This is a genomic window from Alkalilimnicola sp. S0819 (assembly GCF_009295635.1).
Taxonomy (GTDB): Bacteria; Pseudomonadota; Gammaproteobacteria; order Nitrococcales; family WHIW01; genus S0819.
Map to the genome: position 1 here is coordinate 106,167 of NZ_WHIW01000007.1, position 26,289 is coordinate 132,455.

At 67.3% G+C, this 26,289-nt stretch carries 22 protein-coding genes; 1 reads left to right on the forward strand and 21 read right to left on the reverse strand.

The features are described 5' to 3' along the window. Positions 1-46: 46 nt before the first annotated feature. From GBG68_RS08100 to GBG68_RS08170, 15 genes are all read right to left on the reverse strand, one after another. Positions 47-3,490 (reverse strand): autotransporter domain-containing protein, encoded by a 3,444-nt coding sequence (locus tag GBG68_RS08100; protein WP_152146434.1) that lies wholly within the window; start codon positions 3,488-3,490, stop codon positions 47-49. Positions 3,491-3,668: 178 nt separating this feature from the next. After that, a complete protein-coding gene (locus GBG68_RS08105; protein ID WP_152146474.1) occupies positions 3,669-5,093 on the reverse strand; it encodes an NAD(P)(+) transhydrogenase (Re/Si-specific) subunit beta in 1,425 nt (474 codons plus the stop codon). A gap of 2 nt (positions 5,094-5,095) precedes the next feature. After that, the gene (locus GBG68_RS08110) at positions 5,096-5,401 is read right to left on the reverse strand and encodes an NAD(P) transhydrogenase subunit alpha (protein WP_152146435.1); all 306 of its coding nucleotides are present in this window, start codon (positions 5,399-5,401) and stop codon (positions 5,096-5,098) included. Then, the gene (locus tag GBG68_RS08115) at positions 5,401-6,531 is read right to left on the reverse strand and encodes a Re/Si-specific NAD(P)(+) transhydrogenase subunit alpha (protein WP_152146436.1); all 1,131 of its coding nucleotides are present in this window, start codon (positions 6,529-6,531) and stop codon (positions 5,401-5,403) included. Before GBG68_RS08115 ends, GBG68_RS08110 begins: the two co-directional genes overlap by 1 nt. 423 nt (positions 6,532-6,954) lie before the next feature. Then, positions 6,955-8,214, reverse strand: coding sequence for a TRAP transporter large permease (locus tag GBG68_RS08120; RefSeq protein WP_152146437.1), 1,260 nt, complete (start codon positions 8,212-8,214; stop codon positions 6,955-6,957). Continuing rightward, positions 8,211-8,783, reverse strand: a complete 573-nt coding sequence (locus GBG68_RS08125) for a TRAP transporter small permease (protein WP_152146438.1) — start codon at positions 8,781-8,783, stop codon at positions 8,211-8,213. The genes GBG68_RS08120 and GBG68_RS08125 overlap by 4 nt, the downstream gene beginning before the upstream one ends. Before the next feature lie 66 nt (positions 8,784-8,849). After that, positions 8,850-9,827 (reverse strand): TRAP transporter substrate-binding protein, encoded by a 978-nt coding sequence (locus GBG68_RS08130; protein ID WP_226801731.1) that lies wholly within the window; start codon positions 9,825-9,827, stop codon positions 8,850-8,852. Positions 9,828-9,882: 55 nt separating this feature from the next. Further along, entirely contained in the window at positions 9,883-10,656 is a 774-nt protein-coding gene (locus tag GBG68_RS08135) for an SDR family NAD(P)-dependent oxidoreductase (protein WP_152146439.1), read from the reverse strand. Positions 10,657-10,659: 3 nt separating this feature from the next. After that, positions 10,660-11,679 (reverse strand): FAD-binding oxidoreductase, encoded by a 1,020-nt coding sequence (locus GBG68_RS08140; RefSeq protein WP_152146440.1) that lies wholly within the window; start codon positions 11,677-11,679, stop codon positions 10,660-10,662. A 14-nt stretch (positions 11,680-11,693) separates the two neighbouring features. Then, a complete protein-coding gene (locus tag GBG68_RS08145; protein WP_152146441.1) occupies positions 11,694-12,734 on the reverse strand; it encodes a zinc-binding dehydrogenase in 1,041 nt (346 codons plus the stop codon). Between the two features lie 10 nt (positions 12,735-12,744). After that, on the reverse strand, positions 12,745-13,242 hold the full coding sequence (locus tag GBG68_RS08150; RefSeq protein ID WP_152146442.1) for an aromatic-ring-hydroxylating dioxygenase subunit beta: 498 nt from the start codon (positions 13,240-13,242) through the stop codon (positions 12,745-12,747). 4 nt (positions 13,243-13,246) lie between these two features. After that, positions 13,247-14,599 (reverse strand): aromatic ring-hydroxylating oxygenase subunit alpha, encoded by a 1,353-nt coding sequence (locus GBG68_RS08155; RefSeq protein ID WP_226801732.1) that lies wholly within the window; start codon positions 14,597-14,599, stop codon positions 13,247-13,249. Positions 14,600-14,622: 23 nt separating this feature from the next. Continuing rightward, complete coding sequence (locus GBG68_RS08160; RefSeq protein ID WP_152146443.1) at positions 14,623-16,620, reverse strand: TRAP transporter permease; 1,998 nt, start codon at positions 16,618-16,620, stop codon at positions 14,623-14,625. Positions 16,621-16,645: 25 nt separating this feature from the next. Beyond that, positions 16,646-17,653, reverse strand: a complete 1,008-nt coding sequence (locus tag GBG68_RS08165; protein WP_152146444.1) for a TAXI family TRAP transporter solute-binding subunit — start codon at positions 17,651-17,653, stop codon at positions 16,646-16,648. Between the two features lie 155 nt (positions 17,654-17,808). Then, entirely contained in the window at positions 17,809-19,062 is a 1,254-nt protein-coding gene (locus tag GBG68_RS08170; RefSeq protein ID WP_152146445.1) for an MFS transporter, read from the reverse strand. A 231-nt stretch (positions 19,063-19,293) separates the two neighbouring features. Between GBG68_RS08170 and GBG68_RS08175 the strand changes: the two genes are divergently transcribed. Beyond that, positions 19,294-19,998 carry a GntR family transcriptional regulator gene (locus tag GBG68_RS08175; protein WP_226801734.1) on the forward strand — a complete coding sequence of 235 codons (705 nt, stop codon included), beginning with the start codon at positions 19,294-19,296 and terminating at the stop codon, positions 19,996-19,998. A gap of 15 nt (positions 19,999-20,013) precedes the next feature. Here GBG68_RS08175 and GBG68_RS08180 read toward each other — a convergent pair whose 3' ends face one another. The 6 genes from GBG68_RS08180 to GBG68_RS08205 form a co-directional block, all read right to left on the reverse strand. Further along, positions 20,014-22,182, reverse strand: coding sequence for an amylo-alpha-1,6-glucosidase (locus GBG68_RS08180; protein WP_152146446.1), 2,169 nt, complete (start codon positions 22,180-22,182; stop codon positions 20,014-20,016). Beyond that, positions 22,167-23,231 (reverse strand): glycosyltransferase family 4 protein, encoded by a 1,065-nt coding sequence (locus tag GBG68_RS08185; RefSeq protein WP_152146447.1) that lies wholly within the window; start codon positions 23,229-23,231, stop codon positions 22,167-22,169. The genes GBG68_RS08180 and GBG68_RS08185 overlap by 16 nt, the downstream gene beginning before the upstream one ends. Before the next feature lie 80 nt (positions 23,232-23,311). Next, complete coding sequence (locus tag GBG68_RS08190) at positions 23,312-23,698, reverse strand: DUF6455 family protein (protein WP_152146448.1); 387 nt, start codon at positions 23,696-23,698, stop codon at positions 23,312-23,314. A gap of 87 nt (positions 23,699-23,785) precedes the next feature. After that, positions 23,786-24,583, reverse strand: a complete 798-nt coding sequence (locus tag GBG68_RS08195) for an undecaprenyl-diphosphate phosphatase (protein ID WP_152146449.1) — start codon at positions 24,581-24,583, stop codon at positions 23,786-23,788. Further along, on the reverse strand, positions 24,583-25,368 hold the full coding sequence (locus GBG68_RS08200; protein ID WP_152146450.1) for a VacJ family lipoprotein: 786 nt from the start codon (positions 25,366-25,368) through the stop codon (positions 24,583-24,585). Before GBG68_RS08200 ends, GBG68_RS08195 begins: the two co-directional genes overlap by 1 nt. Before the next feature lie 32 nt (positions 25,369-25,400). Continuing rightward, the gene (locus GBG68_RS08205) at positions 25,401-26,243 is read right to left on the reverse strand and encodes an alpha/beta fold hydrolase (protein WP_152146451.1); all 843 of its coding nucleotides are present in this window, start codon (positions 26,241-26,243) and stop codon (positions 25,401-25,403) included. Positions 26,244-26,289 lie beyond the last annotated feature (46 nt).

Here is a 26,289-nt window from a genome sequence, read left to right on the forward strand (position 1 = left end):
AATGGGCACGTCACGTAAGTCCCTGGAAGGGCGACCATGCAAGCCTTCAGAAGCGCCATCGCAGGCTGACTTGCGCGCTGTGTTCGCGGTCGCCGGCGCCGTATTGGCCGTCGTAGCGCAGGCCCAGGGCGGCGGCATCGCTCAGGACCATGTTCAGGCCCAGGCCCAGTACGGCGGCGTCCCGGGCGATGGGGGCACCGCTGACGGTGAAGCGCTGACCGCCGGCGTAGCGGTGCTCGGACTCGGCGGCCAGATCCCCCTCGGCGTGACGCCAGCCCAGATCCGCCTGCAGCACGCCTTCCTGATTACGCCATTCCCATTGCTGACTTGCCCGCAGCCCGAGGGTGGCGGTGCTGACCTGGTTGCGGCCGCGCTCGGCGCGCAGGGCGGCGCCGCCGCCTTTCTCCTGAAAGGCCTCATGGCGTTGCTCGCTCCAGTCCAGGGCGAGATAGGGCGTGAGGCCCAGTGCGGTGGTGAGGGGCAGCGTATAGCCCGCTTCGGCGAAGAGCTGCCGGGTCTCGGCGCGGTAGTCGGCGCGCAGGGTCTCGTTGAAGCCGGGAAAGACCACCCGCCGCTTGCTGTCGATCTCGTGATGGGCCCAACTCGCGCCGCCGATCAGATGTGCCCGGCCCTTGCCGAGCGCGAATGCCCGCCCGGCGTAGGCGGCGAGCTGGTAGCTGTCGGCCTCGGCCTCGGCGGCACGATTCTGCACCCGCAGATCCTGATCGGCATAGCCGAAGGCCCCGCCCAGGCGCCAGTCCCCCACGGGCAGGTCGCCGCCCAGGCGCAGGCCGTGGCTGCGCTGCTCCAGACGGGCGGCGTTGCCGTCGCCTTCCAGGCGCGCGCGCTCGCCCCGGGCTTCCAGCCAGAGCGGATAGGCCGCCGAGCGGGGCAGGGCGGCGGCGGGGACGAAGTCGCCGGCGCTGGCGGTGGGCGCGCCGGGGCGCAGGCCGGCGGCGAGATTGCCGCGCAGCGCGGCAAGCCCTCGCCGGGGCAGGCCGCGGGTCTGCTGTTGCAGCGCGCCCTGGTTGCTGGCGTGGGCCTCGCCGGAGAGGGCGTCGAAGGCGCCGGGGGCTTGGGGATCGGAGAGCCCCAGCACGGTGCTGTAGGCATCACCGCCGCCCACCGATTGCACGCCGTTTGCCGCGCGGCGCTGGTTGCGGGTGCGGGCGGCATCGGCGAAGTCGGTGTCGTTGCGCGCCAGGGTCAGGGTGACCGCATGGGCGCTGTAGCCGAGGCTGGGGTCCAGGAAGGCGAAGGCGCTGCTCACCGAATCGAAGCCACCGTTGATGCTGCCGTCGGCGGTGAGGATGGTGTAGTCACTCTGGGCACGATAGGCGCCGTTCTCGCCGATGTGGAGCACCCCGCCGGCCAGCATCGCATCGCCGGTGACGTGGATGCGATCGCTGGCGCTGCCCGCCGGGTCTACCTCCACCTCATAGCGGCTGCCGGCGTTCAGGATCAGATCCCCATCCACCGTGAGGGCGCCGATGGAATTGCCCGGGGCGAGGGTGGCGCCTTGCAGGGCGACCAGGCCCCTGACCGTGCCGCCGCCCATTACGGTGCCGCCCTCGTCCACCAGCAGATTGCCTACTGTGCCGTTGGCCACCAACACCCCCTGGTCGTTGATCAGTCCGAGACCGGCGATGCTCAGCTCCGCGCCGGCCTCCACCACCAGCCGCCCCAGCGGGCTGACCTCCAGATCGCCGGTAATGAGCTGGGCATTGTTGCTCAGTTGGAGCAGGCCATTGGCGACACCGGTGCCCGAGCCGGCGGTGAGGGTGCCGCCGTCGATAAGCAGCCCGGCCGGGTCGCCGCTGCAGCCGCAAACGCTGAGCACGCCCCCCAGCAGATGGTTGCGGCCCTGAAGGGTGAGCGTGCCGCCACCCGTCATGGAGAGACCGCCGTCGCCGTTGATCGTGCCGGTAAAGGTGGTATCGGCGGCGCCAACGACCGAGAGAAGAGTGTCTTCGTCGGCCAGCAGTACCGTGCCGGCGCCGGCCAGGGAGTCGATCCGCGCCCAGTCGCCCGCGCCTATGCCGAGGGTGCTGCCGTTGGCAATGCTCACCGCGCCGGCCTCGGCATTGCCATCGCCGGGGGAGAGCTGCAGATCGCCGCCGGCCAGATCAAGCGCACCCAGCTGCAGGGCGTCGCCGCCGAACACAAGCGTGCCGCCGTTGACGGTGGTGTTGCCGGCGTGGCCGCCCGCGCTGGACAGGGTCACGGTGCCGGCACCACGTTTGAGCATCTCTCCGGTGCCGCTGAGCGAGCCGGCGTAGCTGCCGTCGGCGGCCTGGTCGAAGACCAGAATGGCGTTGTTGGTGATGTCCCCCTGCAGGCTGTCGGTATCGCCGATGAGGGTGCCCGCCGTGATGATGGTGCCGCCGGTGTAGCTGTTGGCGCCGGTGAGTGTGACACTGCCCACGCCCCGTTTGGTCAAGGCGCCGGTACCGCTGATCACATCCCCGTAGCTGCCGTCGGCGGCCTGGTCGAAGACCAGGGTGGCGTTGTTGGAGATGTCCCCCTGCAGGCTGTCGGTATCGCCGATGAGGGTGCCGGCACCGACCGTGGTGCCACCGCTATAGATATTGTGCCCGCGGAGGGTGTGACTACCGCTACCCACTTTCACCAATGCCCCGGTGCCGCTGATGACGCCGTCAAAAAGGCTGCTGGCGGATTCGTCCACCGTCAGTATGGCAGCGCCCAGGCTGATATTGCCGTCGCCGTTGAGGCTGCCCACCGTTTGGTCGTGGCCCTGCAGGTTCAGGGTACCGCCGCTATCGATCCGCAGTGCCGCGCTGCCGTCCAGGGCTCCCGACACGCCAGTGTTTACGGTGCCGGCGTTGATGGTCAGGCTGGTGTAGCCATTGGCATCGTGGTTCAGGTTGAGGGTGCCGCCAGCGTTGACGATGTCCAAGCGGCGGCCCAGGTTGTTGTAGAAGCGCCGATTCATGTTGGTGGTGCCGGCCCCGGTGAAGGTGACCGTCATCTCGCCGGGGCTGCGCAGTTCCGCGCCGTTGTCGGTGAAGGTCAGCGTGCCGCCCGCGGCATTGGATATGGTCTTCGTTGCGTTGCGGCGCAACTCGATGTGTGAGGTGTCGATTGTCTGCAGTTTGTTCGTATCGTTGTAGATGCTGCCTTCCAGGGAGAACGCCTCTCCCGTGAGGGTGAAGCTCGGTGCGGCGGCATCGAAGCGCAGGTCCCTTGGCGCGAGGAAGAGCAAGTCGTTGTGACTGCTGGCGTTTCCGGGGCCCAGGAATCTGAGGTCTTCGCCGTTTCTTATACGGGATCCGCCTTGGTAGTTACCGAAATCACTCCAGTTGGCGCTCATGCCGCCACCGGTCCACACCGCCTCGTCTGCCACGGCGACGACCGTTGTTGACAACAGGCCGCCGAGCATAAGCCAGGTGGTGGCACGAGGCGCAGGCCTGCCGTGGCGGCGCTTGGTATCAGTGCCCATGTGCCAATTGAGCGGGAAGTTGCGAACCATGATTTTGGCTCCAGGGATTCGTAGGGGACGTTATTGTTGGTGGTAGTTTTGTTGAGCAGCAGGCTTCTGTCGATAAACGTATGCGTGCGGCGTGCTGCCAGCCCGCGTTGGTGCCATGACAGACGCTAAAAAGCCGCCCCGAAGGGCGGCCTCTCAATGCTCCGGAGCCCGGCCGGCCTCAGAACTGCTTCACCGTCTGAATCAGTTCCCCGGCCATCTTCTGCGCATCGCCGAACAGCATCCGGGTGTTGTCGGCGAAGAACAGGCCGTTCTCCACGCCGGAGAAGCCGGTGCCGCGACCGCGCTTGATGACGATCGTGTTCTGCGACTCCATGACGTTGAGGATGGGCATGCCGTAGATCGGGCTGCTCGGGTCGTCCTTGGCCGCCGGGTTGACCACATCGTTGGCGCCGATCACCAGGGACACGGTGGTCTTGGAGAACTCGGCGTTGATGTCTTCCATGTCGTAGATCAGGTCGTAGGGCACGCCGGCCTCGGCCAGCAGCACGTTCATGTGCCCGGGCATGCGGCCCGCCACCGGGTGGATGGCGAACTTCACGGTCACGCCCTTGTCCTGCAGCAGCTCGACCAGTTCCCAGATCTTGTGCTGGGCCTGGGCCACGGCCATGCCGTAGCCGGGCACGATCACCACCTGCTCGGCGTAGGCCATCATGATGCCCACGTCCTCGGCCTGGGCTTCCTTCATCTCGCCTTCCGGGCCTTCCGCGGCGGGGCCGGCGGTGGTGCCGAAGCCGCTGAACAGCACATTGCTGATCGGGCGGTTCATGGCCTTGGCCATCAGCTGGGTCAGCAGGGTGCCCGCCGCGCCCACCACGGTGCCGGCGATGATCATGGCCGGGTTGCCCAGCACATAACCTTCGAAGCCGACCGCCAGACCGGTGAGGGCGTTGAACAGGGAGATGACCACGGGCATGTCCGCGCCGCCGATGGGGATGGCGATGAACGCACCCAGCACCAGGGCGAGCACGAAGAACAGCACGATGGCGGTCATCGCCTGCTCGCTGCCGGCGAAGAAGGCCCACAGGCCCGCGGCGATGGTGGCCACGAAGACGATGATGTTCACCAGCTGCTGCTGGGGCACCACCTTGTTGCGCTTCATGCGGCCATCGAGCTTGGCCCAGGCCACCAGCGAACCGGAGAAGGCCACGGTGCCGATCAGCGCGCCCAACAGGCCGAGGATGGCGTGATCCAGCTTCATGTTCTGCCAGATCAGCTCGCCGTCCACCAGCACCTTGGAGGCCTTCATCAGCTCCACGGCGGCGATGGCCGCGGCCGCACCGCCGCCCATGCCGTTGTACAGCGCCACCATCTGCGGCATGTCGGTCATGGCGACCTTCTTGCCGGACATCCAGGCCCAGCCACCGCCGATGGCGATACCGGCGACGATCAGCACGTAGTTGAGCGCAATGCCGTCGCTGTGCAGCAGGGTGGGGTGGATGAAGGTGATCGCGGTGGCGAGCACCATGCCCCAGCCGGCCCAGACGATGCCCTGGCGGGCGGTCTTGGGGGAGGTCATCCCCTTCAGGCCGAGTATGAAAAGAACAGCCGCCAGGAAGTAGCTGATCTGGACGATGAAGTTAATGCTCACGCTTCACCCCCTTCTTCCTTCTTGCTGGGTTTGAACATTTCCAGCATGCGTTCGGTGACCACGTAGCCGCCGGCGGCATTGCCCGCGGCCAGGATCACGGCGATGAAGCCGACCACTTGCTCCGCGACACCCTCGGCGTGCCCCAGGGCCACCATGGCGCCCACCAGCACGATGCCGTGGACGAAGTTGGAGCCGGACATCAGCGGGGTGTGCAGGATGACCGGCACCTTGGCAATCACCTCGTAGCCGGTGAAGGCCGCGAGCATGAAGATATACAGCGCGGTGTAACCTTCGATGAGCATTATTTGCCTCCTTGGACGCGCTCGCGCGCCGGGCCGTTCTTGATCTCGCCGCCGTGGGTCAGGCAGGAGTCGGCGATCACCTGGTCTTCGAAGTCCAGGTTCAGCTCGCCGTCCTTCACGATCAGCTTCATCAGGTTCAGCAGGTTGCGGGCATACATCTCACTGGCGTGGTAGGCCGCGCGGCTGGGGACGTTGGTCGGGCCGTGGACGATCACGCCGTTGTGGTCCACGGTCTCGCCGGCGCGGGTCAGCTCGCAGTTGCCGCCGGTCTCGGCGGCCAGATCGACGATCACCGCACCGCGCTTCATGCGCTCCACGGTCTTGGTGTCGATGATCTTCGGTGCCGGACGACCGGGGATGGCGGCGGTGGTGACCACCACGTCGGCCACACTGATGTGGTCGGCGAGCACCTCGGCCTGCTGCTGCTTTTCCTCATCGGTGAGTTCGCGGGCGTAGCCGCCTTCACCTTCGGCCTTCACGCCGGTGTCGATGAACTTCGCGCCCAGCGACTCGCACTGCTCCTTGGTGGCGGAGCGCACGTCATAGGCTTCCACCATCGCGCCCAGGCGCTTGGCGGTGGCGATGGCCTGCAGGCCCGCCACACCGGCGCCGATCACCACGACCTTGGCCGGACGCACGGTGCCGGCGGCGGTGGTGAGCATGGGGAACAGCCGCGGGGAGAGGTCGGCACCCATCAGCACGGCCTTGTAGCCGGCCAGCGAGGCCTGGGAGGAGAGCGCGTCGATGCTCTGGGCGCGGGAGATGCGCGGCACCAGTTCCATGGAGAAGGCGCTGATCTTGCGCTCCTGGAGCTTCTTGATGCGCTCGTCACCGGTATGGGGCGCCAGGAAGCCCAGCAGCACACTGCCTTCCTTGAGCTTGGCGGCCTCTTCATCGGAGGGGGGCTGGACCTTGAAGACGATATCGGCTTCCTGGTACACGGCATCCGCCGAATCCACCAGCTTCACGCCCTCGTAATCGGCGTCGTCGAAACCGCTTTGTTCGCCGGCGCCTTTCTCCATCAGGAGTTCGACGCCCAACTGGTCGAGCTGCTTGAGTACGCCCGGGACCAGGGCGACGCGACGCTCGCCCGGTTGGGTTTCCCGGGGCACGCCTACACGTATTGCCATAATCTGCTCTCCGTCTTTTACACGGTTCGTTATGGCCGCGGCCTGGGGCCGCGGTGAACCGGCAAGTCGCCCTGCCGGCTCGGGTTTGTGGCGGGAGCGCGGCGTACACAGGTCGGCGCGGACAACGCGGGGCGCGGGCCGCCGGGCCTGTGGAGACTGCGTATCCCCCTTGGCCGGAAAATTTCCGGCAAAAAAAACGCGGTCGGTAGCGTCCGGCCGCGCAGGCGCAAGATACTAACGCATACGCTGTTGATTACAAAGACTTGCGGCGGTGCGTCAGTGGGGGTGTATCGGCCTTTTCACCACAGAGGCACAGAGGGCACAAAGTTGCACAGAGGGTTTGAAGCCGTGCTCTATCCCCTTTCCAGCCCTGTCTTTCCTCTGTGCCCTCTGTGGTGGCTTGCTCGCCCCCCGCGAAACGCCTTACAGCAACGCCGTGACGAACCCGGGATAGATCGCCAGCAACAGCACCACGATCACGGTCGACAACAAAAACGGCCAGATGGCCTTGAAGATGTCGCCGGGGCGCAGTTCCGCCAGTGAGGCGGCGATGAACAGCCCCGTGCCCACCGGCGGGGTGAGCAGCCCCAGCACCAGGGTGATGCAGACCACCACGCCGAACTGATACTGGTCGATACCGTACACCCCGGTGGCGATGGGCAGCAGGATGGGCACGACGATGATCAGCGCGGCGATGGCGTCGATCACGCAGCCGATGACCACCAGCATGACGATCACCAGCAGCATGAAGCTGATCGGGTTCGTGGCCACGGTCTGCATCCAGTCGGAGACCAGCTGCGGGACGTTCTCGAAGATGATCACCCAGCCGAACAGCTGCGCCGTGGCGATGAGCATGAGGATCATCGAGGCGTTGATGGCCGCCTTGTACAGCACCCGGCCGAACATACGCAGCTTGAAGTCCTTGTAGAAGAACTGGCCGACGATCCAGGCCGCCAGCGCGGCGATGGCCGCTGATTCCGTGGCGGTGGCGAAGCCGCCGACGATGCTGCCGACGATCAGCAGCGGCACCAGCCCCGCGGGCAGGCCGTAGGCGATGGCCTGGCCGCGCTCGCGCCAGCTGCGTTTCTCGCCCCGGGGGTAGGGGTTGATCAGGCCGAGAATGAACACCACCAGCAGAAAGCCCACGCCCATCATCAGCCCGGGGATGATGCCGGCGATGAACATATCACCGATGGGGACCTGGGCGAGCACGCCGTAGATGACGAACAGCATCGACGGCGGAATGATGGGCGAGAGTAGCCCGGCGGCGGCGGTGGTGGCCGCGGCATTGGCGCGCCGGTACCCGTTTCTCTCCATCTCGGGCACCATCACCTGGGTCATGATGGCGATCTGGGCCGCGGCCGAGCCGAGGATGGAGGCGAGCATCATGTTCGCCAGCAGGTTCACGTACATCAGCCCGCCGCGCAGGGTGCCGATGAAGGCCTGGGCGGCGTTCATCAGCCGCCGGGTAATGCCGCTCTCGTGCATGATCTCGCCCACCAGCATAAAGAGCGGTATGGCGAGCAGGCCGTAGCTCTCCAGGCCGGCGAACATCTGCTGGGCGTAGGAGAGCAGCAGCACCTCGTTGCCCGAGGCGTAGATATAGGCGATGGCGGTGAGTGCCAGCACGAAGGCGATGGGCAGGCCCAGCAGCAGCAGAAAGACGAAGATCGCGCCGATCATTTCCGCGCCCCCAGGGTTTCGAGCACATTGGCCAGGGCATGCACGGTGAAGGTGACGGCGAACACCGGCATGATCAGCCACAGCCAGACCTTCTTGATGCCCAGCGTGTTGGTGGGCTCGCCGTAGATGAACTGCCCCGTGCTCATGGCGAACTCGCCCGGGTCGAAGCCGGCCTGATAGAACTGGATGGGGCTGAACCAGATCCAGCACAGCCAGATGAAGAACACCCCGAAGCCGAACATCAGCAGATCGTTCACCCGGTTGATTACCCGGCGCGGGGTGCCGCGGAGCATGTCCAGCACCAGGGTGACGCTCACCAGGGAGCGCAGGTGCACGCTCAGCGAGCCCGCCACCAGGGCCGACCAGACCATGGCGTAGATGGCCAGCTCATCTACCCAGTACAGGGCGTAGCCCACGTAGCGGGTGAAGACGTTGAGCAGGATCAGCAGGGCGACGGCGGCGATCAGCAGCGCGGCGGCGACTTTCTCCACCGCGGCCAGCCGGAAACTCAGCGCATAGATCAGGCGCGGCAGGCCCGATGCGCGCTGGTGGCGAGGTGCTTCGGTCATGGGTGTTACTCGGGCAGCGCCCGGCGCGCCTGCGGCGCACCGGGCGGGTCGTTACCGCGTGGCCTGCTACCGGTAGCTGGCGGCTTCCTGCTGCAGCGACTTCAGCGCCGGCGCTTTCTTGCTCCAGCTGTCGTACCACTGCTCGATGGCGTCGCCGAAGAATTCCGGCCCCACATCGACCACGGTCACGCCTTCACGCTCGCGCAACTCCTGGCTCCATTCCTTCTCCAGGCGGGCGTTGTCTTCCAGCAGCGAGACCAGGTGCTCGCGGGTGAGCCGCTGTAGGGTCTGCTGCTCCTCGGCGGACATCTGCGCCCAGGTGCGCGGCGAGACCACGGCCACCATGGGGAACATCATGTGGCGGGAGAGGATCACGTGGGGGGCCACGTCGGTGAACTTCTGCTTCACCATGTTCTCCACGTCCATCTCGATGGCGTCCACCTGGCCGTTGGCGAGCGCGTCATACACGGCCGGCAGCGGCATGGGGGTGGCGGCCACACCCAGCAGGTTGTGGAAGTCGCGGGTGGGGGCGAAGGGGGTGATGCGCACCTTCTTGCCGCGCAGATCGTCCACGCTGTCCACCTCGAAGGTGCTGTTCAGCTGGCGCAGGCCGGCCATGCCGTAGCCCAGGCCCTTGACGCCCACGCGACCCGGCAGTTCGTCGAGGATGGCGTAGGCGGCGTCACTCTGCAGCAGTTTCGCGGCCTGGTCGATGTCTTCCACCAGATAGGGGGCGAAGAACGCGCCCATATTGGGCACCCGGTTGGAGACCTCGGCCATGGTCATGAAAGCCATGTCCAGCGCGCCGGTCTGCAGTTGCTGCAGCATCTGCGCCTCGTTGCCCAGCTGGCCCGAGGGGAAGACGTTGATGGTGTACTTGCCGTCGGTGGCGGCTTCCAGGGATTCGCCCAGTTTCTTGGCTTCCACGGTCCAGCCATGGGGCGGCGGGGTGATCAGGCCCAGGCGCAGGTCCTTGGCTTGTACCGCCATGCTGCCCAGGGTCAGCGCGGCGGCGGTGAGGAGCGCGGTCAGTTTGTAGCTCACGATGGCCTCCTTGGATAGGCGTTTTATCGTTTTTCCATGGGGGACTATAGCGAACTCACAGGGCGGCGGTAAGTCCGCCGTCGATGGTGAGTACACTTCCGTTCATATAGGCGCCGGCGGCGGATGCCAGGTACAGCACCGCGCCCACCAGGTCCTGGGGCTTGCCCCAGCGCCCGGCGGGGGTGCGGCCCCGCACCCAGGCGACGAACTCGGCGTTCTCCAGCAGGGCGGCGTTGAAGTCGGTCTCGAAGTAGCCGGGGGCTATGGCGTTGGCGGTGATGCCGTCGCCGCCGAACTCCACCGCCAGCACCCGGGTGAGCGCTTCCAGCCCGCCCTTGGCGCTGCTGTAGGGGGCGAGCTGCGCCTTGCCCAACCGTCCGACAATGGAGGCGATATTGATGATCCGCCCATAGCCCCGGGGCTGCATGATGCGCGCCGCGGCCTGGGCGACCAGAAAGCAGCCGGTGAGGTCGGTGTCGATGATCCGCCGCCACTCGGCGGCGCTGTACGCCAGTACCGGCTTGCGCTGTTGGATGGCGGCGTTGTTGACCAGAATATCCAGGCCCCGTGCGCGGCCGATGGCGGCGACGGCTTCGCTCACGGCCTGTTCGTCGGCCACGTCGAAGGCGCTGGCGGAGACGCTCAGCCCTTCGCCGCGCAAGGTGTCCACCGCCTGCTCCAGGCCCTCGGGGCGGAGGTCGTTGAGCACCACATGGGCGCCGGCCCGGGCCAGGGCCCGGGCCATCTCCAGGCCGAAGCCGCGGGCCGCGCCGGTGACCAGCGCGGTGCGCTCGTCCAGCGCGAAAAGCCGCTGCAGTGCCGGGTGCATGGCTTAACTCCCCGAGGGCAGGAATTTCTCGGCGAACACCCGGTCAGCGGGCACGCCCCGCTCGGCCAGTGCCTGCTCGGCGGCCTCGATCATGGGCGGCGGGCCGCACAGGTAGGCGTCGGTGGCGGCGGCATCCGGCAGCGTGGTTTCGCTCAACAGATCGGTGACGAAGCCGGTGGGGCCGTCCCAGTGCTGGTCGCCGGTCACCACGATGCGGTGCAGCCGCACCCAGTCGCCATAGGCCTCGATGCGCTCGCGGCCGAACAGCTCCCCCGGCTGGTTGGCGCCGTAGAGCACGGTGACCTGCGGGCGCTCGTCCAGCTGCGCGAGCTCTTCGAGCATGCTCAGCATGGGGGCAAGCCCCGTGCCGCCGGCGATCATCAGCACCTGCCCCGCCCGGGGCTTGCGCAGGAAGAACTGGCCGTAGGGGCCCTGCAGCTGGATCTCGTCACCCACGGCGGCGCGATCACGCAGGTAATCGCTCATCGCGCCCTGCTCCAGCAGGCGGATGAAGAATTCCATCTTGCCCGGCTCGGCGCTGGGGTTGGCGAAGGAGTAGCTGCGCGCCTGCGCCGTGCCGGGAATGGTGATGTTCATGTACTGCCCGGGCAGAAAGGCGGGCGGCTCCTCGGCGGTGCTGAGTTGCAGGCGCATCACCGCGTCGGCTACCGGCTCCAGGGCCTCCACCTTCGCCTGGAGGGTGGTGACTTCCTTGTTCAGCAGCGAGAGCGGATAGCCGAACGCCAGTACCAGATCCGATTGCGGCCGGAACTGGCAGGTAAGCACGTAGCCTTCCTCTTCCTGCTCCGGGGAGAGGGCCTCGTCGCTGATATCGCCGATATCGCCTTCGCCCTCATTGCAATGGGCCATGCAGACGCCGCAGGCTCCCTCCCGGCAGTCGGTTTCCAGCATAAGACCGCTGCGCAGGGCGGCGGTGTAGACGGTGTCGATGGCGGTGGCTTCGAAGCGCCGGGTGGCTCCGTCCTCGAAGACACAGGTGATGCGGTATTTGGGCAGGCCCATGGCTGTTCCCCCGTTCAGTCATTCATGGCCAGCAGCGGTTTGACCGCCTCGCCGCGGATTACCAGCTCGAAGGCCTCGTGGGCGTCTTTCAGCGGGATCACGTGGGAGACCAGTGGGTCCAGGTCCACCAGGCCGGCGTCGATCAGGTCCACGGCCTGCTGCCAGCTGCGCCAGATGCGCCGGCCGTGGATGTTGCGGATGGTCGGGCCGGTGCGCAGCCAGGTGGTCAGGTCCAGCTCCACCGGGTGGGAAGGCGCGCCGATCAGGCGATAGTCCCCGCCCCGGCGCAGGGAATCCAGCGAGGCCCGCAGGCCCGGCTCGGAGCCGCTGAACTCCATGGCCACGTCCACGCCCTCGCCCCGGGTCTGGGCCTTCGCCTCCTTGACCAGATCGCCGCCCTGGCCGGGGTTCACCAGCACGTCGGCGCCCATGCGCTCGGCGCTGGCGAGGCGCAGGGGATTGAGATCGCAGGCGATGACCTTGCGCGCACCCAGAGCCTTGGCGGCCCCCACGGCCATCAGGCCGATGGGGCCGCAGCCGTTGATGAGTACGGTCTGGCCGGACACCCCGGTGCCCTCGTGGCAGGCGTGCACGGCGATGCCGAAGGGCTCCATCATGGCCGAGCGCTCGGCGGGGAAGCCCGCCGGGTTTTTCCAGGCGATGCTGGCCGGCACCACCACGTAGTCGGCGAAGCCGCCGTCGATGTCGATGCCGGGGTAGGTCGTGCTGGCGCATAGATGGCGTTGGTCGAGCATGCAGGGGCGGCAGTGGCCGCAGGAGATGTGACTCTCCAGGCTGACCTGGTCGCCGACGGCAAAGCCGCTCACGCCCGCGCCCACGGTATCCACCACGCCGCAGACCTCGTGGCCCATGACCCGGGGCAGCACCATGCGCCGCGCCATGCGCGGCGCCCAGTGGTAAATGTGCATATCGGTGCCGCAGACGCCGGCGAGCTTGACCTTGAGCCGCAGCTCGCCGGCGCCGGGATCCGGCACCGGGACTTCCCGCAGCTCCAGGCCATCGACCTGGGGCGCGGTCTTGCAGAGTGCGAGCATGCCAGTCTCCTCAGACGTTGTAGACGTCCACCGTGCCGTCGATGGTCTTCTCCAGCATGGTGACCTTCTTGACGGCGATCTTCAGTTCGCCGTCCACTCGGCGCAGTTTCATGTCGTACCACACCCCCCGCGGGGTCACGCCGGTGCGCGGGTCCATGGTGATGACACTCGCCTTGGCGCTGACGGTGACGTGTTCGCCGTCATCGGCCAGCACCCGTACGCTGCCCACGGTATGGCTGGTGGTGGGCAGCGGGGTGGAGGCGTAGGAGTCCCCCGAAGTGAAGCGGAATACCCGATCGGCAATGCCGCGATTGGGCAGGTAGATCAGGCTCAACTCCGTTTCCGGATCCTCGGTGAAGCTGTCCTCGTTGCGCCAGGCGGGCATCCAGAACAGGGCGTCTTCCGTGTACAGGTTCACCCAGTCCTGCCATTGCTTGCGGTCCATCAGATCGGCTTCCAGGGCCAGCAGGTCGTTCACGTCGGCCCACAGTTGCAATTTCTCACTCATTGGTTCAGGCCCCTTTCTCGTCGCTGATCATCTGCTTCAACCACTTGCGGTAGAAGCTGTAATAGAGGGTTTCGAAGTCCCAGTCGCTGTTGCTGCTCACCGGCTTGATGCCCAGTTCCTGCGCCGGGCCGTCCGGGCCTTCCTGCATGCTGGACAGGCCGCGGGTGACGTCGGTCCAGCGGGACAATTCGCCGTGGGCGCCGATCTGGCAGTCTTCCAGCGCCGCCAGGTCATCGGGCGTGGCCATGCCGGTGACCATGTAGAAGTCCTCGAACTTGCGAATCCGCGCCGTGCGGCCTTCCTTGCTCTCGCCCTTGGGCGCGATGCAGTACACGGTCACCAGGGTTCGGTCCACGGACAGTGGGCGGAACACGCGGATCTGCGTGGAGGGCTGGTCCATGAGCAGCATATTGGGGAACAGGCACAGGTTGCGCCCGCGCTCCAGCATCCAGCGCACCTTGTCCTCGGAGAAGCGCTCCAGCAGCTTGTCGCGGTACTGCCACAGCGGGCCCACTTCCGGGGTGGCGCGGCCGGCCCAGATCAACATGTGGCCGTTGTCCAGGTCGTAGCAGCCGGTGGGCACGATCCCGGCGATACGCCCGGCCTCGGTCTTGGCGGTGCCCTCGCGGCCCTCGCGCTCCTCGCGCTGCATCACGGTGGCGGCGAACACCCGGTGCACGGTGCTCACGTGGTAACCGTCCACGCCGTTCTCGGCCTGCATCTTCCAGTTGCCGCGGATGATGTAGTCGGAGTGGCCGCCGATCACCTCGACGCCCTCGGGGGACTGGTCGGCGATCAGGTCGATGAAGGGCTTGGCTTCGCCCAGATGGTCCTCGAGCTCCGGCACATCGGCGTTGAGGCTGCCGAAGACGAAGCCCCGGTAGCTGCCCAGCTTGCCGATGGATTTCAGACTGCGCTCGGCCTTGTCGGCGCCTTCCGGCCAGCCGGTCTTCTCGTTCTTGATACGGGTACAGCGGCCCTGGGTGTTGAAGCACCAGCCGTGGAAGCGGCAGCGCAGGGTGGTGGCGTTGCCCTGACGGCGCTCGGTCAGCACCGCGCCGCGGTGAGCGCAGGCGTTGATGAAGCCGTTGAGCTTGCCTTCCTTGTCGCGGATCACCAGCACCGGCTGACGGCCGATGAAGGTGGAGTAGTAGTCACCCGTGTTGGGCACCTGGCTCTCATGGCACAGGAACACCCAGTCGTTCTCGAAGATCTGCTTCATCTCCCGCTCGAACAGGGCTTCGTCGGTGTAGATGCTGCGATCGACCCGGAAGATGCCGTCTTCCAGGCGGTTGTCCACCATGTCCTCGGGGCGCACGGACGGCTGCCCTGCAAGCGGCTTGGGGTTTGCACTCATGACGGTTCTCCTCTGGTAAAACGTCAGCCGCGCGCTTTTACAGCGCCGGCGGCACCACTACGGTCAGCGCGGCTCTGCCACCAGGCCCAGGTCAGGGCGATCAGGGCGAGGGCCAGGCCGACCTTGTCGGTGTGGAAACCGAGCGGCACGATGCGGCCGTTCTCGGGGATGATCAGCAGTAGCCCGCCGACCAGTGACAGTGCTCTCAGGGCGCGGCCGATAACGCCGAACAGATAGCCCTCCACCGCCGCGGCCAGCATCAGGAAGCCGATCACGGCGGTGCTGAAGGCGATGGCGGTCTCCATCCAGCCCTCGCCCTGCAGCAGCAGCGACGGCGAGGCGACGAAGATGAACGGCACGATGAAGGCCACCAGCCCGAAGCGCAGCGAGCTCCAGCCGGTGCGCATGAAGGGCGCGCCGGCCATGGAAGCGGCGGTGAAGGAGGCCAGGCACACCGGCGGGGTAATCATGGAGAGCACGCCGAAGTAGAGCACGAACAGGTGCGCGGCCAGCGGTTCCACCCCCGCGGCCACCAGGGCCGGGGCGATGAGGGTGGCCATCAGCACGTACACCGCCGTGGTGGGCATGCCCATGCCGAAGACGATGGCGGTGACGGCCGCGATCACCAGCAGCACGATCAGGATGGAGCCCGCCGCCTCGGCGATGCTCAGGCCCAGCGAGAAGCTGAGCCCCGTGGTGGAGAGCACGCCGACGATAATGCCCGCCGCCGCGGTGATGGCGATGATGTCGAGCAGGCTGCGCCCGGTGCCCTGCAGGACGCGATAGAGCGCCCTGGGCCGTATGGAATGTTCGCGCACGAAGGCGGCGGCGGCGATCACCGCGATCAGACTGGCGAAGGCCGCCTGTTCCGGGCGCCAGCGGTAGCCGAACAGCAGCACCATGAGCATGACGATGGGCACCAGGTACGGCCAGTGCTTCTTGAAGGTGGCGCCGGCGTCGGGGCGCTCTTCACGGCTCAGGGGGCGATGACCATTGCGCGCCGCGTGCAGGTGGATCTGCACCAGCAGTGCCATGTAGAACAGGATCGCCGGCAGCAGGGCCGCCAGAGCCACTTCCGTGTAGGGAATGCCCAGGAACTCCGCCATGATGAAGGCGGCCGCCCCCATGATGGGCGGCAAGAGCTGCCCGCCGGTGGAGCCCACCGCCTCGATGGCGCCCGCCTGGTGGCCCTTGTAGCCGGTGCGCTGCATCAGCGGGATGGTGACGATGCCGGTGGTGGCCACATTGGCCACGGCGCTGCCGGAAATCGAGCCGAACAGCGAGGAGGCCAGCACCGAAGCCTTGGCGGAGCCGCCCCGGTAGCGGCCCATGGCGGCCAGCGGCAGATCCAGGAAGATCTGCCCGCCACCGAGCCGGAACAGGGCGTTGCCCAGCAGCACGTAGGCGATCACGGTGCTCACCACCACGGCGAGCGGCGTGCCCAGGATGCCGGAGGTGTCCAGGTGCAAAAAGCCCAGGAAGAAGTCGACCTGCTGGGCGCTGCCCTGGAAGGCACCGGGCATCTTGTCGGCCACCAGCGCGTAGCTCAGCGCCGCCAGTACCAGGATGACCATGGCCCAGCCGGTGAGCCGGCGCAGGGCCTCGATCACCAGCAGCAGCGTGAGCGCGGCCGCGGTCATGTTGAAGTAATACTCCTGGCCGTTGCCGAGGTAGCCGATGCCCACCAGCCATTCGTAGCGAATGGCGGTCTGGGCGCACAGCGCCACGGCCAGCGCGGCCAGGAGAATATCGTAGAGGGGAGGACGGCCCGGGCCGTCCTCGCTGAGGATGGCGCTGCCGGCGGGCTTGAGCAGGAAAGTCGCGCTCAAGCCCAGGCCCAGCACCGCCAGTGCCGCCTGTTGACCCCACATGGCGTAGCCGAAGTAGGAGGTAATGTTGAAGGCATAGGCCATGCCGAACACTGGAATGGCGGCCAGGAGTGCCTGGGCCAGCCACAGCCAGGGCCCGCGCAGGCGCGCGCTCGACGCCACCACGGCGCCGTTTTCGGCTTTCGTTACCATGTGGGGTCTCCTGCTGTGTCAGCAGTTACTGCGCGGCTTTCAGGTTTTCCTGATGGGAGGCTTCCACCGCCGTGCTCCACATGCCCTTCTCTTCATAGAAGCGACGGGCGCCCTCGTGCACGGGCAGGGTCAGCTCGGCGTTGACCATCTGCTCGGGGATCCAGCGCTTGAACACGCCGCTCACCTCGCGCAGCTGGTCCACATTCTCGTAGATGGCCTTCACCAGCTTGTAGACCGCGTCATCGGAGGCGTCGGCGCCGGCCACCAGGTAGAAGGGGTAGCTCCAGACGTTGATGTCGGAGAGCACGCCCACATTGGCGCCTTCCTTGTAGGCGCGGATCACGCCGGCGGGGAAGTGCGCGCGGGTGGCCTTCACGGCTTCCGCGGAGTCGTTCAGGCTGAGGAAGCGGATCGGCTTGGAAGCGTTCACCTCCTGCACGATGGCCTGGCCCAGGGGCACGCACATGGCCACCTCGGCGCGGCCGTCGGCGAGCGCCTGCACGGCGGTGCGGGAGTGGGTCACCGGGACCACCTGCACGTCATCCCAGCTCAGGCCCAGATTGGCCAGCTGCGCGGTGCCCAACTGCTCGCAGGTCTTGTGGGCGGAGAACACGCCGGTCACGCGTCGGCCCCTCAGGTCTTCGGCGCTGCGGATGTCGGAGTCGCGGTTGACGATGATGCCGAGTTCGTTGGTGAAGCCTACAGCGGCCACCCGCAGGTTCTTTTGCGGGGTGCGGTAGCCGGTACCGCCGCGCAGGGCGTTGTAGGAGTCGGCGGCGTTCATCAGGGTGAATTCGGCCTGGCCGTTGTTCACCTGGGGTACGTAGACCTGGGGGCCGCTCATGGGAGCGGCCAGCACGGTCATGTCGGTGTGCCGGGAGCCTACGCTGGCGATGGCGGAGCCGGTGGTGTGCACGATGGAGCCGGTGGGGGCGGTGAGCAGGCGCACGCGCTCTTCGGCGGCGGCACTCACGGACAGGGCCAGGGCGGCGCCGGCGGCGACGGTTTTCAATAGGGTGCGATTGAGCTTCATGGCTCGTCTCCTCCAAATTGATTATTTATCGGCGACCGTGCCTGCCCTGAGGCAGGCTGCCGGTCGCTCTGTTTATTGCTCCGCGATGGAGCGGAGTCCACTCGAATATAACACTGGTCCCCGATTTAGCAATGCAATCTATATTTTCGATCTGATCAGCGAGAGACGCCCCCCGGCGTCTGACGCAGTCCGCGCACCAGCCACAGCAGGCTCAGCAGTTGCAGGCCCGCCAGGCTGCCGAAGGCCACCTGGTAGCCCACCGGGCTGAGTGCCTCGCCGGGGATGCTCCAGGCCTCCACCACCACGCCGATGCCCCACTGCAGAACGAAGGCGCCGGCGAATACCACCAGGTTCAGGGCGGTGTTCACGCGCCCGGCCAGCGCCGGCTCGTGCAGCCCCACCAGGCCTGAGTAGAACAGCGTGCCGCTGGCGCCGAGGAAGGTGTAGAGCATCCACAACAGCAGGTGATGCTCGGCCGGTTGCCAGGCCACCAACAGGTTCATCAGGCAGAAACCGCTGAGGCCCGCGGCGCTGATCCACAGCGGCGGGATACGCGCGCGCAGCCGGTCCGCAAGTGTCGCCCAGGCCGCGAAGCCCGCGGTCAGCGCCACTGCCACCCACAGCAGGTGGGTACCCACTTCGGCGCGGCTCAGCCCGCCCACGTCCCGAAACCAAAGGCCCACCCACAGCCCCTGCACCGCCAGTGACAGGGCGTGGGCGGTGAAGGCCGCCGGCGCCACCATCCAGAAGTGCTGACCGGCGAGCAGCCGACTCAGTGCGCGCACTTGCTGGCCCAGGGTTTCACCGCGGCTCTCGCTGGGCTTTTCAGGCACCACCCACCACAGCAGCAGCGCCATGAGCACACAGGCCACGGCCAGCAGCAGGAAGAGCGAGCGCCAGGAGGCGTGGCTGATGAACAGTTCCACAGGTGCCGAGGCGCTCATCATGCCCAGCCCGCCTATGGCCATCAGATACCCGTTGAGCAGCGACAGACGCTGGGGCCCGAACCACAGGCTGAAGGCCTTGAAGCTCGCCATCAGGCAGGAGGCCATGCCCATCCCGGCCAGCGCCCGCCCCAGGGTGAGGGTGGCGAGGCTTTCGCCCAGGGCGAACAGCAGCGAGCCCAGGCCCGCCACCAGCAGCAGTGAGGCTTCCACCCGGCGCGGCCCGTAGCGGTCCAGCAGCAGGCCCACGGGCAGCTGCGCCAGCGCGAAGGCGAGGAAGAAGGCGCTGGTCAGCAGACCCAGTTCCGAGGCGCTGATCGCCAAGTCCGCCTGCAGGGTGCTGCCCAACATGGCATTCAGCGCCCGGTAGGCGGTGGACAGAAAATGCCCCAGGGCGAAGGGCACGAAGACGATCATCATCAAGCGCGCCGCGGAATGGGTCGCGGCAGCGGTGGCTTTGCTCATGGGGCAACCTTGGGCAGTACCGACCCGCGGGGCGGTGTTGAGGAAACATGGATTGCTTCCCTGGGGCCTCTGGCCGGCGGCCCCGGGGGATCGATCCCTGCCTCCTGAAGAGCTGGATTGAAAACAGGCTGCCAGCGTGCGTCGATGCTTGCAATTAATCTCGATTCTATATTTTCCTTAGGCTGTGCGATGATCCATACAGGCGGAGACAACGAGCGGGGGGATGCCGAAATGATGCCGAACGACCTGGCGGCGGCCGCGGAGCCACCGAAGACCATGACCGATTACGCCTACGGGCGCTTGCGCGAGGACATCATCGCCGGGTCGCTGGCGCCGGGGGCGCGACTGCGGGTGGACCAGCTGCGAGAGCGCTACGACATCGGTGCGACCCCGCTGCGTGAGGCGCTGAGCCGGCTGTCGGCGGACGGTTTCGTGCTCGCCCACGGGCAGCGGGGTTTTCGCGTGGTGCCCATGAGTGCGGAGCACCTGGAGGATCTGACCCGGGTGCGGGTGCTGATCGAGTGCGAAACCCTGCGCGACAGCATCCTCCACGGCGATGAGCGCTGGGAGGCGGGGGTGGTGGCGGCCTATTACCAGGTGAGCAAGCTGGAGGGGCGGGCGGATGCCCGGTACGAGGATTGGGAGCGGCTGAACGATGCGTTCCACTCCGCCTTGCTGGCCGGCTGCCGCTCCGAACTGCTGCCCGGTATCCACCGCAGTCTGTACGACCAGCACATGCGGTATCGCAATCTTTCGCGTCAGGTGCGACAGGATGTGCCACGGGATGTGCGCGGCGAACACGAGGCGATCTACCAGGCGACGTTGGAGCGGGACGTGGCGGCGGCCTGCGAGGCCACCGAGCGGCATATCCGCCGCACCATGGAGATAACCCTGGAGCTGGTGCGCAAGGGCAAGCTGCTGCTCAAGCCCGCCTAGCGGCAGACGGCGGGCCTAGACCCGCACGATGATCTCCAGCGGGCCGCGCTTGTTCTGCACGTTTACCGACACGTGGCGCGGATGACGGCGCAGAGCGAGATCCACGCAGGCCTCGCCCAGTTGCAGCTGGCGGATCTGCAAGGATGGTATGTAATCGGGCAGCTGCGGGTTGTTGAAGCACAGCCGCTGGCGGGGCGCGTCGAATTCCAGACCCAGGCAGGCCTGCAACAGCTGAAACACCGCGCCACTCGCCCAGGCCTGGGGCAGGCAAGCCACCGGGTACAGGGTGGGCCCCTGACCGGGCAGCCGGGTGAAGCCGCAGAAAAGCTCGGGCAGGCGTTTCAGATCCACCGCCAGGGCGGTGTCGAACAACCCGGTCATCAGCCGCAGCACTTCTTCCTTGAACCCGTAGCGGGCCAGCCCCGCGGCGATCATGGCGGTGTCGTGGGGCCAGACCGAGCCGTTGTGGTAGCTCATGGGGTTGTAGCGCGCGCTGCCCTTCGCCACGGTGCGTATGCCCCAGCCGCTGAAGGTTTCGCGGGCGAGCAGGGTGTCGGCCACCCGCCGGGCCTTGTCCGGTTCGGCGATGCCGCTGTGCAGCGCATGGCCGGCGTTGGACGAGACCACCGCGCAGGGGCGTTTGTCACCGTCCAGGGCCAGGGCGTAGCAGCCGATCTCCTCCACCCAGAAGGCCTCGTTGAAGCGTTTTTTCAGGCTCTCGGCCTGGGCATGCAGAGCAGCGGCGCGGGCCTCGTGGCCGAGCAGCGCGGCCAGGTCCGCGGCGGCGTGCTTGGCGGCGTAGACATAGCCCTGCACTTCGCACAGGGCGATGGGCGGTTCCGCGTCGCGGCCGTCGGCGTGGAACACGGAATCTTCGGAATCCTTCCAACCCTGCTGCACCAGGCCATTGGTGCTGTGGCGGGCGTACTCCACGAAGCCGTCGCCGTCCGCGTCGCCATAATCGTCTATCCAGGCCAGGGCGCGTTCTATGTTCGGCCATATGCGCTCGATCAGTGCCCGGTCGCCGCTGCGCCGGTAGTAGGCGCCCGCCAGCTGCACGAACAGCGGGGTGGCGTCGACGCTGCCGTAGTAGCCGGCGAAGGGCACCTCGCCCAGACGCGCCATCTCGCCCTGGCGGGTCTCGTGGAGGATCTTCCCCGGTGCCGCGTCCTTCGTCGGGTCCAGGGTGTCTGCCTGGTGCGCGGCGAGATAGGCCAGCACGCCGCGAGCGAGCTGCGGGCGTACCGTCAGGCACTGCAGGGCGGTGATCAGGCCGTCGCGGCCGAAGGGCGTGCTGAACCAGGGCACGCCGGCGTAGGGGTAGGGGCCTTGGGGGGTGGGGCTGGTGAGCATGGTCAGGTCCGCCACCGAACGCTCCAGCCAGTCATTGAACTGTTCGTGAGAGCTGCTGATGCGGGCCTGCTCGCAGCGGCTTTGCCGGTGTTCGCGCTGGGTCTTGCGCAGGGCGGCGGGGTAGCTCAGGGGCGTCGGGCACACGCCGTCCTGCTCGCAGAGCACGCTGATGAAAAGCTCCCAGTGCGCGCCCGGCGCCAGTTGCACGTCGAAGCGCGCCGTATGCTCGTTCAGCCGCGCGGGTGTTTCGCTGAAGTGAATGCGGGTGCAGCGGTGCACGCCGTCCAGCCCCTGGTAGCCCAGGGTGAGGGTATCCGCTTCCAGCTGCTCTTCCTGCAGATGACCGCGCTGCCGACGGGAGTGGCCGCGTACCTCGAAGATATCGGCATAGTCCGCGTCCATGCTCAGCTCGAGCCAGGTGCTCTCCGGGCGCAGGCCGTAATTGCTGAGCCGCAGATGCTCGTATTGGGCGCCGTCCCGCAGCACCCGGGCGCGAAACAGGTGCAGCGTACCCTTGGGCAGGACCAGGGTGTGGTCCTGGTGGATGTCCGGGGTGGTCAGATCGGCGTGCAGCAGCTCGTTGCCCTCGCTCACCGAGGCATTGAGCAGCAGCGGATTGCGTCCGCTCAGCTGCAGCTCCCAGCGTGAGAGATAGCGCGTGCCCCGGTGGAAAAGCCCCGCCTCGCCATTGCCCAGTGGGGCCATGTCGCCGTGGCGGTCGCACAGGGAAAAGCTTTCGCCGGCCTTGAGCACGTGCGTGCGGTCGTCGGCCCGCGAGGAGGTGGCCAGCACATACCACTGCTCGTCGACCCGGATCAGATCCTCCGCCACGCGCGCACCTCCTTCGCTGTTCCGTGTGGCACCAGCAGTTCGTCATACAGGCGCAGGTAGTCCCTCGCCATGCGCTCGGCCGAGAAGTGCCGCTCGAACAGATTCCGACAGCTGCGTCGATCCAGTTCGGGCAGCCGGGCCACGGCCGCCACCGCTTCGTCGATGCTGCGCACCACGAAGCCGTTCACCCCGGGCCGGATGAGCTCCGGCACCGAACCGTGGTCCCAGGCGATCACCGGGGTGCCGCAGGCCATGGCTTCGATCATCACCATGCCGAAGGGCTCGGGCCAGTCGATGGGAAAGAGCAGGGCGGCGGCCCCGCCCAACAGCGCCTGCTTGCGGGCATCGTCCACTTCGCCCAGGTACTCCACCTGGGGGTGGGCCAGCAGGGGCGCGATGTGGCGGTGGAAATAATCCTGGTCGGCCGGGTCCACCTTGGCCGCCACCTTGAGTGGTCGGCCGCTGCGCAGGGCGATCTCGATGGCCCGGTCCAGGCGTTTCTCCGGTGAGATGCGACCGATGAACACCAGGTGTTCGCCGGGCCTGTCGCTGAATGTGTAGAGGGTCGTGGGGAGGCCGTGGTGGATGGTGGCGCGCCAGCCGGCACCGGGCAGGGGGCGGCGCTGGGCGTCGGAGATGGAGACCACGGGCATGTCCGGGAACTGCCTATACAGCGGCGGCAGTTCCGGTAGGTCCAGGCGCCCGTGCAGGGTGGTGAGGTGGGGCAGGCGCAGGGCGCGGCTGAGCGGAAAGTGCAGGTAGTCGATATGGAAATGCAGGATGTCGAATTCGCCGCGGCGGCGCGCCACCTGGTCGAGTTGACACAGATGCGGCGGCAGGCTGCCGGGCCGCTCGGGGTCCAGGCGCAGGGCGCGGGGAGTGACCGGGTGCAGCTTGGCGCGGGTGCGTGAATCACCGCTCGCGAACAGCGTGACCTGATGGCCCTGGGCCACCAGCTCTTCCGTGAGATAGCTCACCACCCGTTCGGTGCCGCCGTACAGCCGCGGCGGCACACTTTCGTACAGCGGCGCGATCTGTGCGATATGCATGGCCCGCTCCTTATCCGTGGACAGGCAAGCCAACTATGGGGGCGGTGAGCGTGGGGCGAAAGTTGCGCGGCCCGCCGGGGTCAGGCGGCTTGCAGCGACTCGAAGGTGTCGGCGTTGGGGCAAAAGGCCGCGCAGGTGGCGGCATTGTCGCCCCGGGCGAGGGCCCGGGCGCAGCGGTACTGGGCCGGGCAGCCGGCGCAGACCCGCTGCATGTCCTCCAGCCGTGCGCCCTCGGCAATGCCCTCGGGTTTCACACCGAAACGGCGCATCATGCGCGGCAGGCGCTCGCGCCATTCGCCGCCACTGAGTAGCAGCCCGCGAAAGCCGTCGCGATCCACGCCCAGTTCCTTGTACAGGCGGCCCAGTTCCGCGTCGCCCAGCTCCAGGTGCAGCCGGCGTTCGGTGGCGGCGGCCATCATGCCGCGGAAGAGTTCGCGGGTTCTGTCCCGAAGATACTGCGTGTTCATGGTGAGTCCTCCCTTTGCATGGCGGCAGTATGCAAGGGCGTCGCCGACGCGCGCCTTGATGCGCATCAAGGGCGGCGAGCCGCGTGCCTACCAGAACAGCGCGATCAGGATGCCGCCGAGCGCGAGGCGGTAGACCACGTAGGGCAGGAGGCCGAAGCGGTTCAGCCAGCGCAGGAAGTAATGGATGCACAGGAAGGCGGTGATGGCCGCGAGCACGCCGCCAAGGAGAAAGGCGCCCCATTGTACCGGTTCGCCGCTACCGGCCAGTTGCAGCAGCTTGTGGGCCGAGGCGAGCACGGTCACCGGCACGGCCAGCAGGAAAGAGAAGCGCGCCGCCGCTTCGCGGTCCAGCCCGATCATCAGTCCGGCGGTCATGGTGATACCGGAGCGGGAGGTGCCGGGTATCAGGGCGAGGGCCTGGGCGCCGCCCACGATCAGCGCATCGCGCAGGCCGATGCTCGCCAGGCCCCGCGCGCGGCGCCCGAACACATCCGAGAACCCCAGCAGCAGGCCAAAGAGAATGGTGGTGACGGTGATCACCGTCACCGAGCGCAGCTCGCCTTCGATGAAATCGGCGAACAACAGGCCCGCCAGGCCCACGGGAATGGTGCCCAGCACCAACAGCCAGGCGAGTCGACTCTCGCCCACGTGGCGCCGTTGCACGACGCTGGCCAGGCCATCGCCGCCCAGTTGCCACAGGTCCCGGCGGAAATAGGCCACCACCGCCACCAGGGTGCCCAGATGCACCGCCAGATCGAAGCCCAGCCCCTGGTCCGGCCAGTCACCGAACACGGGGGTGAGAATCAGGTGGGCGGAGCTGGAGATGGGGAGAAATTCCGTGATGCCCTGCACCACCGCGAGCACTACGATCTGCAATAGGGTCATCAACGCGTTCCTTGCGCCCGGGCGTGTTCTGTGGGGTCCTCGTCGAGGTAGGGGTCGTCCTCGAACAGCTCGTCGTCGTAGTATTCGATGGGCGGATTGCCGTCATGGATGCGCGTGCGGCGCATCTGCAGCCAGGCTTCACGGGTGAACAGATACGGGTCCAGCGCCGCCTCGTCGCGGATGCGCACGGCCCGCTCCAGCTCCGCCCGGCGGTTGATCACCTCGACCACGCGCAGGCCAATCAGCGCGCCGCCGCTCACCGTGTAATTGAGCACATCGGTGAGCGCCGCCACGGGTATCCCCCCCACGTCCCGCACACTATTGGGGCCGAACAGCGGCAGCACCAGATAAGCCCCCGGGCCGGCGCCCCAGACCCCGAAGCTCTGGCCCAGGTCCTCGTCGTGGGGCGGCATGCCCAGGTGGCTCGCCGGGTCCCACAGGCCCAGTACGCCGAGGGTGGTGTTGGTGAGAAAACGGCCGGTGTCCAGGGCGCCGCGCTGGAACTTGCCCTGCAGCAGGTCGTTGAGCACCACGTTGGGGTAGCCGGCGTTATGGAAGAAGTTGCTCAGCCCGGTGCGCACGAAGCTCGGGGTGATGCGCGCCCAGCCGCGGGCGGTGGGGGCGAGCACATGGCGGTCGATGCTGTCATTGAACCCGTAGACGACGCGGTTGCCGGGTTCCAGCGGGTCGTAGGTTTCGCCCTGCAGTGCGCCCTGGCTGGCGCAGCCGCCGAGCAGCAGCGCGAGGAGGAGCAGGGTGGCGATCCGTGCGGGCGTGCGGAGCATGGGTGTTTTCCCCCGGGGATGGGCGGCGGCGCTCAAGCCGCGGCCGTGTGTTGTTCTTGCAGGAATTCCAGTACCGCGGCGTTGAATGCCCGAGGTTTCTCCACCAGGAACATGTGCGCGGAGTCGGGAATCACGACCAGGCGGGCGCCGGGAATATGGGCGGCCAGGTACTCGGCGTTGGCCAGCGGCCAGATTAGGTCCTGGGCGCCGTGGATCACCAGGGTGGGGACCTGGATTCCGGCGAGCCGGGGCGAGTTGGGGGGGTGGTCCAGGCAGGCCTGCAGTTGCGCGGCATAGGCCTCGGGCGGTTGCGGGCAGGCGGCTTGGAAACGCAGCAGGCGCTCGGCCAGGTCGGGCACTTTCGCCAGGAAATCCGGGTGGTAGAAGCTCCGGACCCAGGCCTGCATCACCGTCTCCGGGCTGTGCTCGGCGCGGTCCATGAGCAGCGCCTGCTCGACCTCCGTCTCCGCGGGGACGAACGCCGGGTCATTCGCCCCCACGCCGGTGCAGGCGAGAACCAGGCTGCGTACCCGCCCTGGGTGCCGGTGGTAAAACTCCTGCGCGATGAGCCCGCCCATGGAAATGCCCAGCACGTGGGCGGCGTCCAGGGCCAGGTGCTGGAAAAGGGCGGCCAGGTCACCGGCGAAATCGCTCATGTGGTAGGGCCCGGCGGGCTTGTCCGACTGGCCCGCGCCGCGGTTGTCCATCATCACCAGCCGGTAATGACGGGCGAGGGCGGCGGTCTGCAGGCTCCAGCCCTGAACGACACCGGCCAGCCCGGTGATGAGCACCAGGGTCTCGGCGGACTGTGGATCATGTTCGCGCTCGATGACTTCGTAGTAAAAGCGCAGGCCGTCGTGTTGGAAATACGCCATGGGTTCTTGTGCCGCCGGCGGGCGGATTCTGTCGCGGTACGGGTGG

Excerpts from the sequence above, each read along its gene's own strand:
- GBG68_RS08100 (WP_152146434.1), bottom strand. The coding sequence starts at position 3,490 with ATGGTTCGCAACTTCCCGCTCAATTGGCACATGGGCACTGATACCAAG.
- GBG68_RS08110 (WP_152146435.1), bottom strand. The coding sequence starts at position 5,401 with ATGCTCATCGAAGGTTACACCGCGCTGTATATCTTCATGCTCGCGGCC.
- GBG68_RS08115 (WP_152146436.1), bottom strand. The coding sequence starts at position 6,531 with ATGGCAATACGTGTAGGCGTGCCCCGGGAAACCCAACCGGGCGAGCGT.
- GBG68_RS08120 (WP_152146437.1), bottom strand. The coding sequence starts at position 8,214 with ATGATCGGCGCGATCTTCGTCTTTCTGCTGCTGCTGGGCCTGCCCATC.
- GBG68_RS08125 (WP_152146438.1), bottom strand. The coding sequence starts at position 8,783 with ATGACCGAAGCACCTCGCCACCAGCGCGCATCGGGCCTGCCGCGCCTG.
- GBG68_RS08135 (WP_152146439.1), bottom strand. The coding sequence starts at position 10,656 with ATGCACCCGGCACTGCAGCGGCTTTTCGCGCTGGACGAGCGCACCGCG.
- GBG68_RS08140 (WP_152146440.1), bottom strand. The coding sequence starts at position 11,679 with ATGGGCCTGCCCAAATACCGCATCACCTGTGTCTTCGAGGACGGAGCC.
- GBG68_RS08145 (WP_152146441.1), bottom strand. The coding sequence starts at position 12,734 with ATGCTCGCACTCTGCAAGACCGCGCCCCAGGTCGATGGCCTGGAGCTG.
- GBG68_RS08150 (WP_152146442.1), bottom strand. The coding sequence starts at position 13,242 with ATGAGTGAGAAATTGCAACTGTGGGCCGACGTGAACGACCTGCTGGCC.
- GBG68_RS08155 (WP_226801732.1), bottom strand. The coding sequence starts at position 14,599 with ATGAGTGCAAACCCCAAGCCGCTTGCAGGGCAGCCGTCCGTGCGCCCC.
- GBG68_RS08160 (WP_152146443.1), bottom strand. The coding sequence starts at position 16,620 with ATGGTAACGAAAGCCGAAAACGGCGCCGTGGTGGCGTCGAGCGCGCGC.
- GBG68_RS08165 (WP_152146444.1), bottom strand. The coding sequence starts at position 17,653 with ATGAAGCTCAATCGCACCCTATTGAAAACCGTCGCCGCCGGCGCCGCC.
- GBG68_RS08170 (WP_152146445.1), bottom strand. The coding sequence starts at position 19,062 with ATGAGCAAAGCCACCGCTGCCGCGACCCATTCCGCGGCGCGCTTGATG.
- GBG68_RS08175 (WP_226801734.1), top strand. The coding sequence starts at position 19,294 with ATGATGCCGAACGACCTGGCGGCGGCCGCGGAGCCACCGAAGACCATG.
- GBG68_RS08185 (WP_152146447.1), bottom strand. The coding sequence starts at position 23,231 with ATGCATATCGCACAGATCGCGCCGCTGTACGAAAGTGTGCCGCCGCGG.
- GBG68_RS08190 (WP_152146448.1), bottom strand. The coding sequence starts at position 23,698 with ATGAACACGCAGTATCTTCGGGACAGAACCCGCGAACTCTTCCGCGGC.
- GBG68_RS08195 (WP_152146449.1), bottom strand. The coding sequence starts at position 24,583 with ATGACCCTATTGCAGATCGTAGTGCTCGCGGTGGTGCAGGGCATCACG.
- GBG68_RS08200 (WP_152146450.1), bottom strand. The coding sequence starts at position 25,368 with ATGCTCCGCACGCCCGCACGGATCGCCACCCTGCTCCTCCTCGCGCTG.
- GBG68_RS08205 (WP_152146451.1), bottom strand. The coding sequence starts at position 26,243 with ATGGCGTATTTCCAACACGACGGCCTGCGCTTTTACTACGAAGTCATC.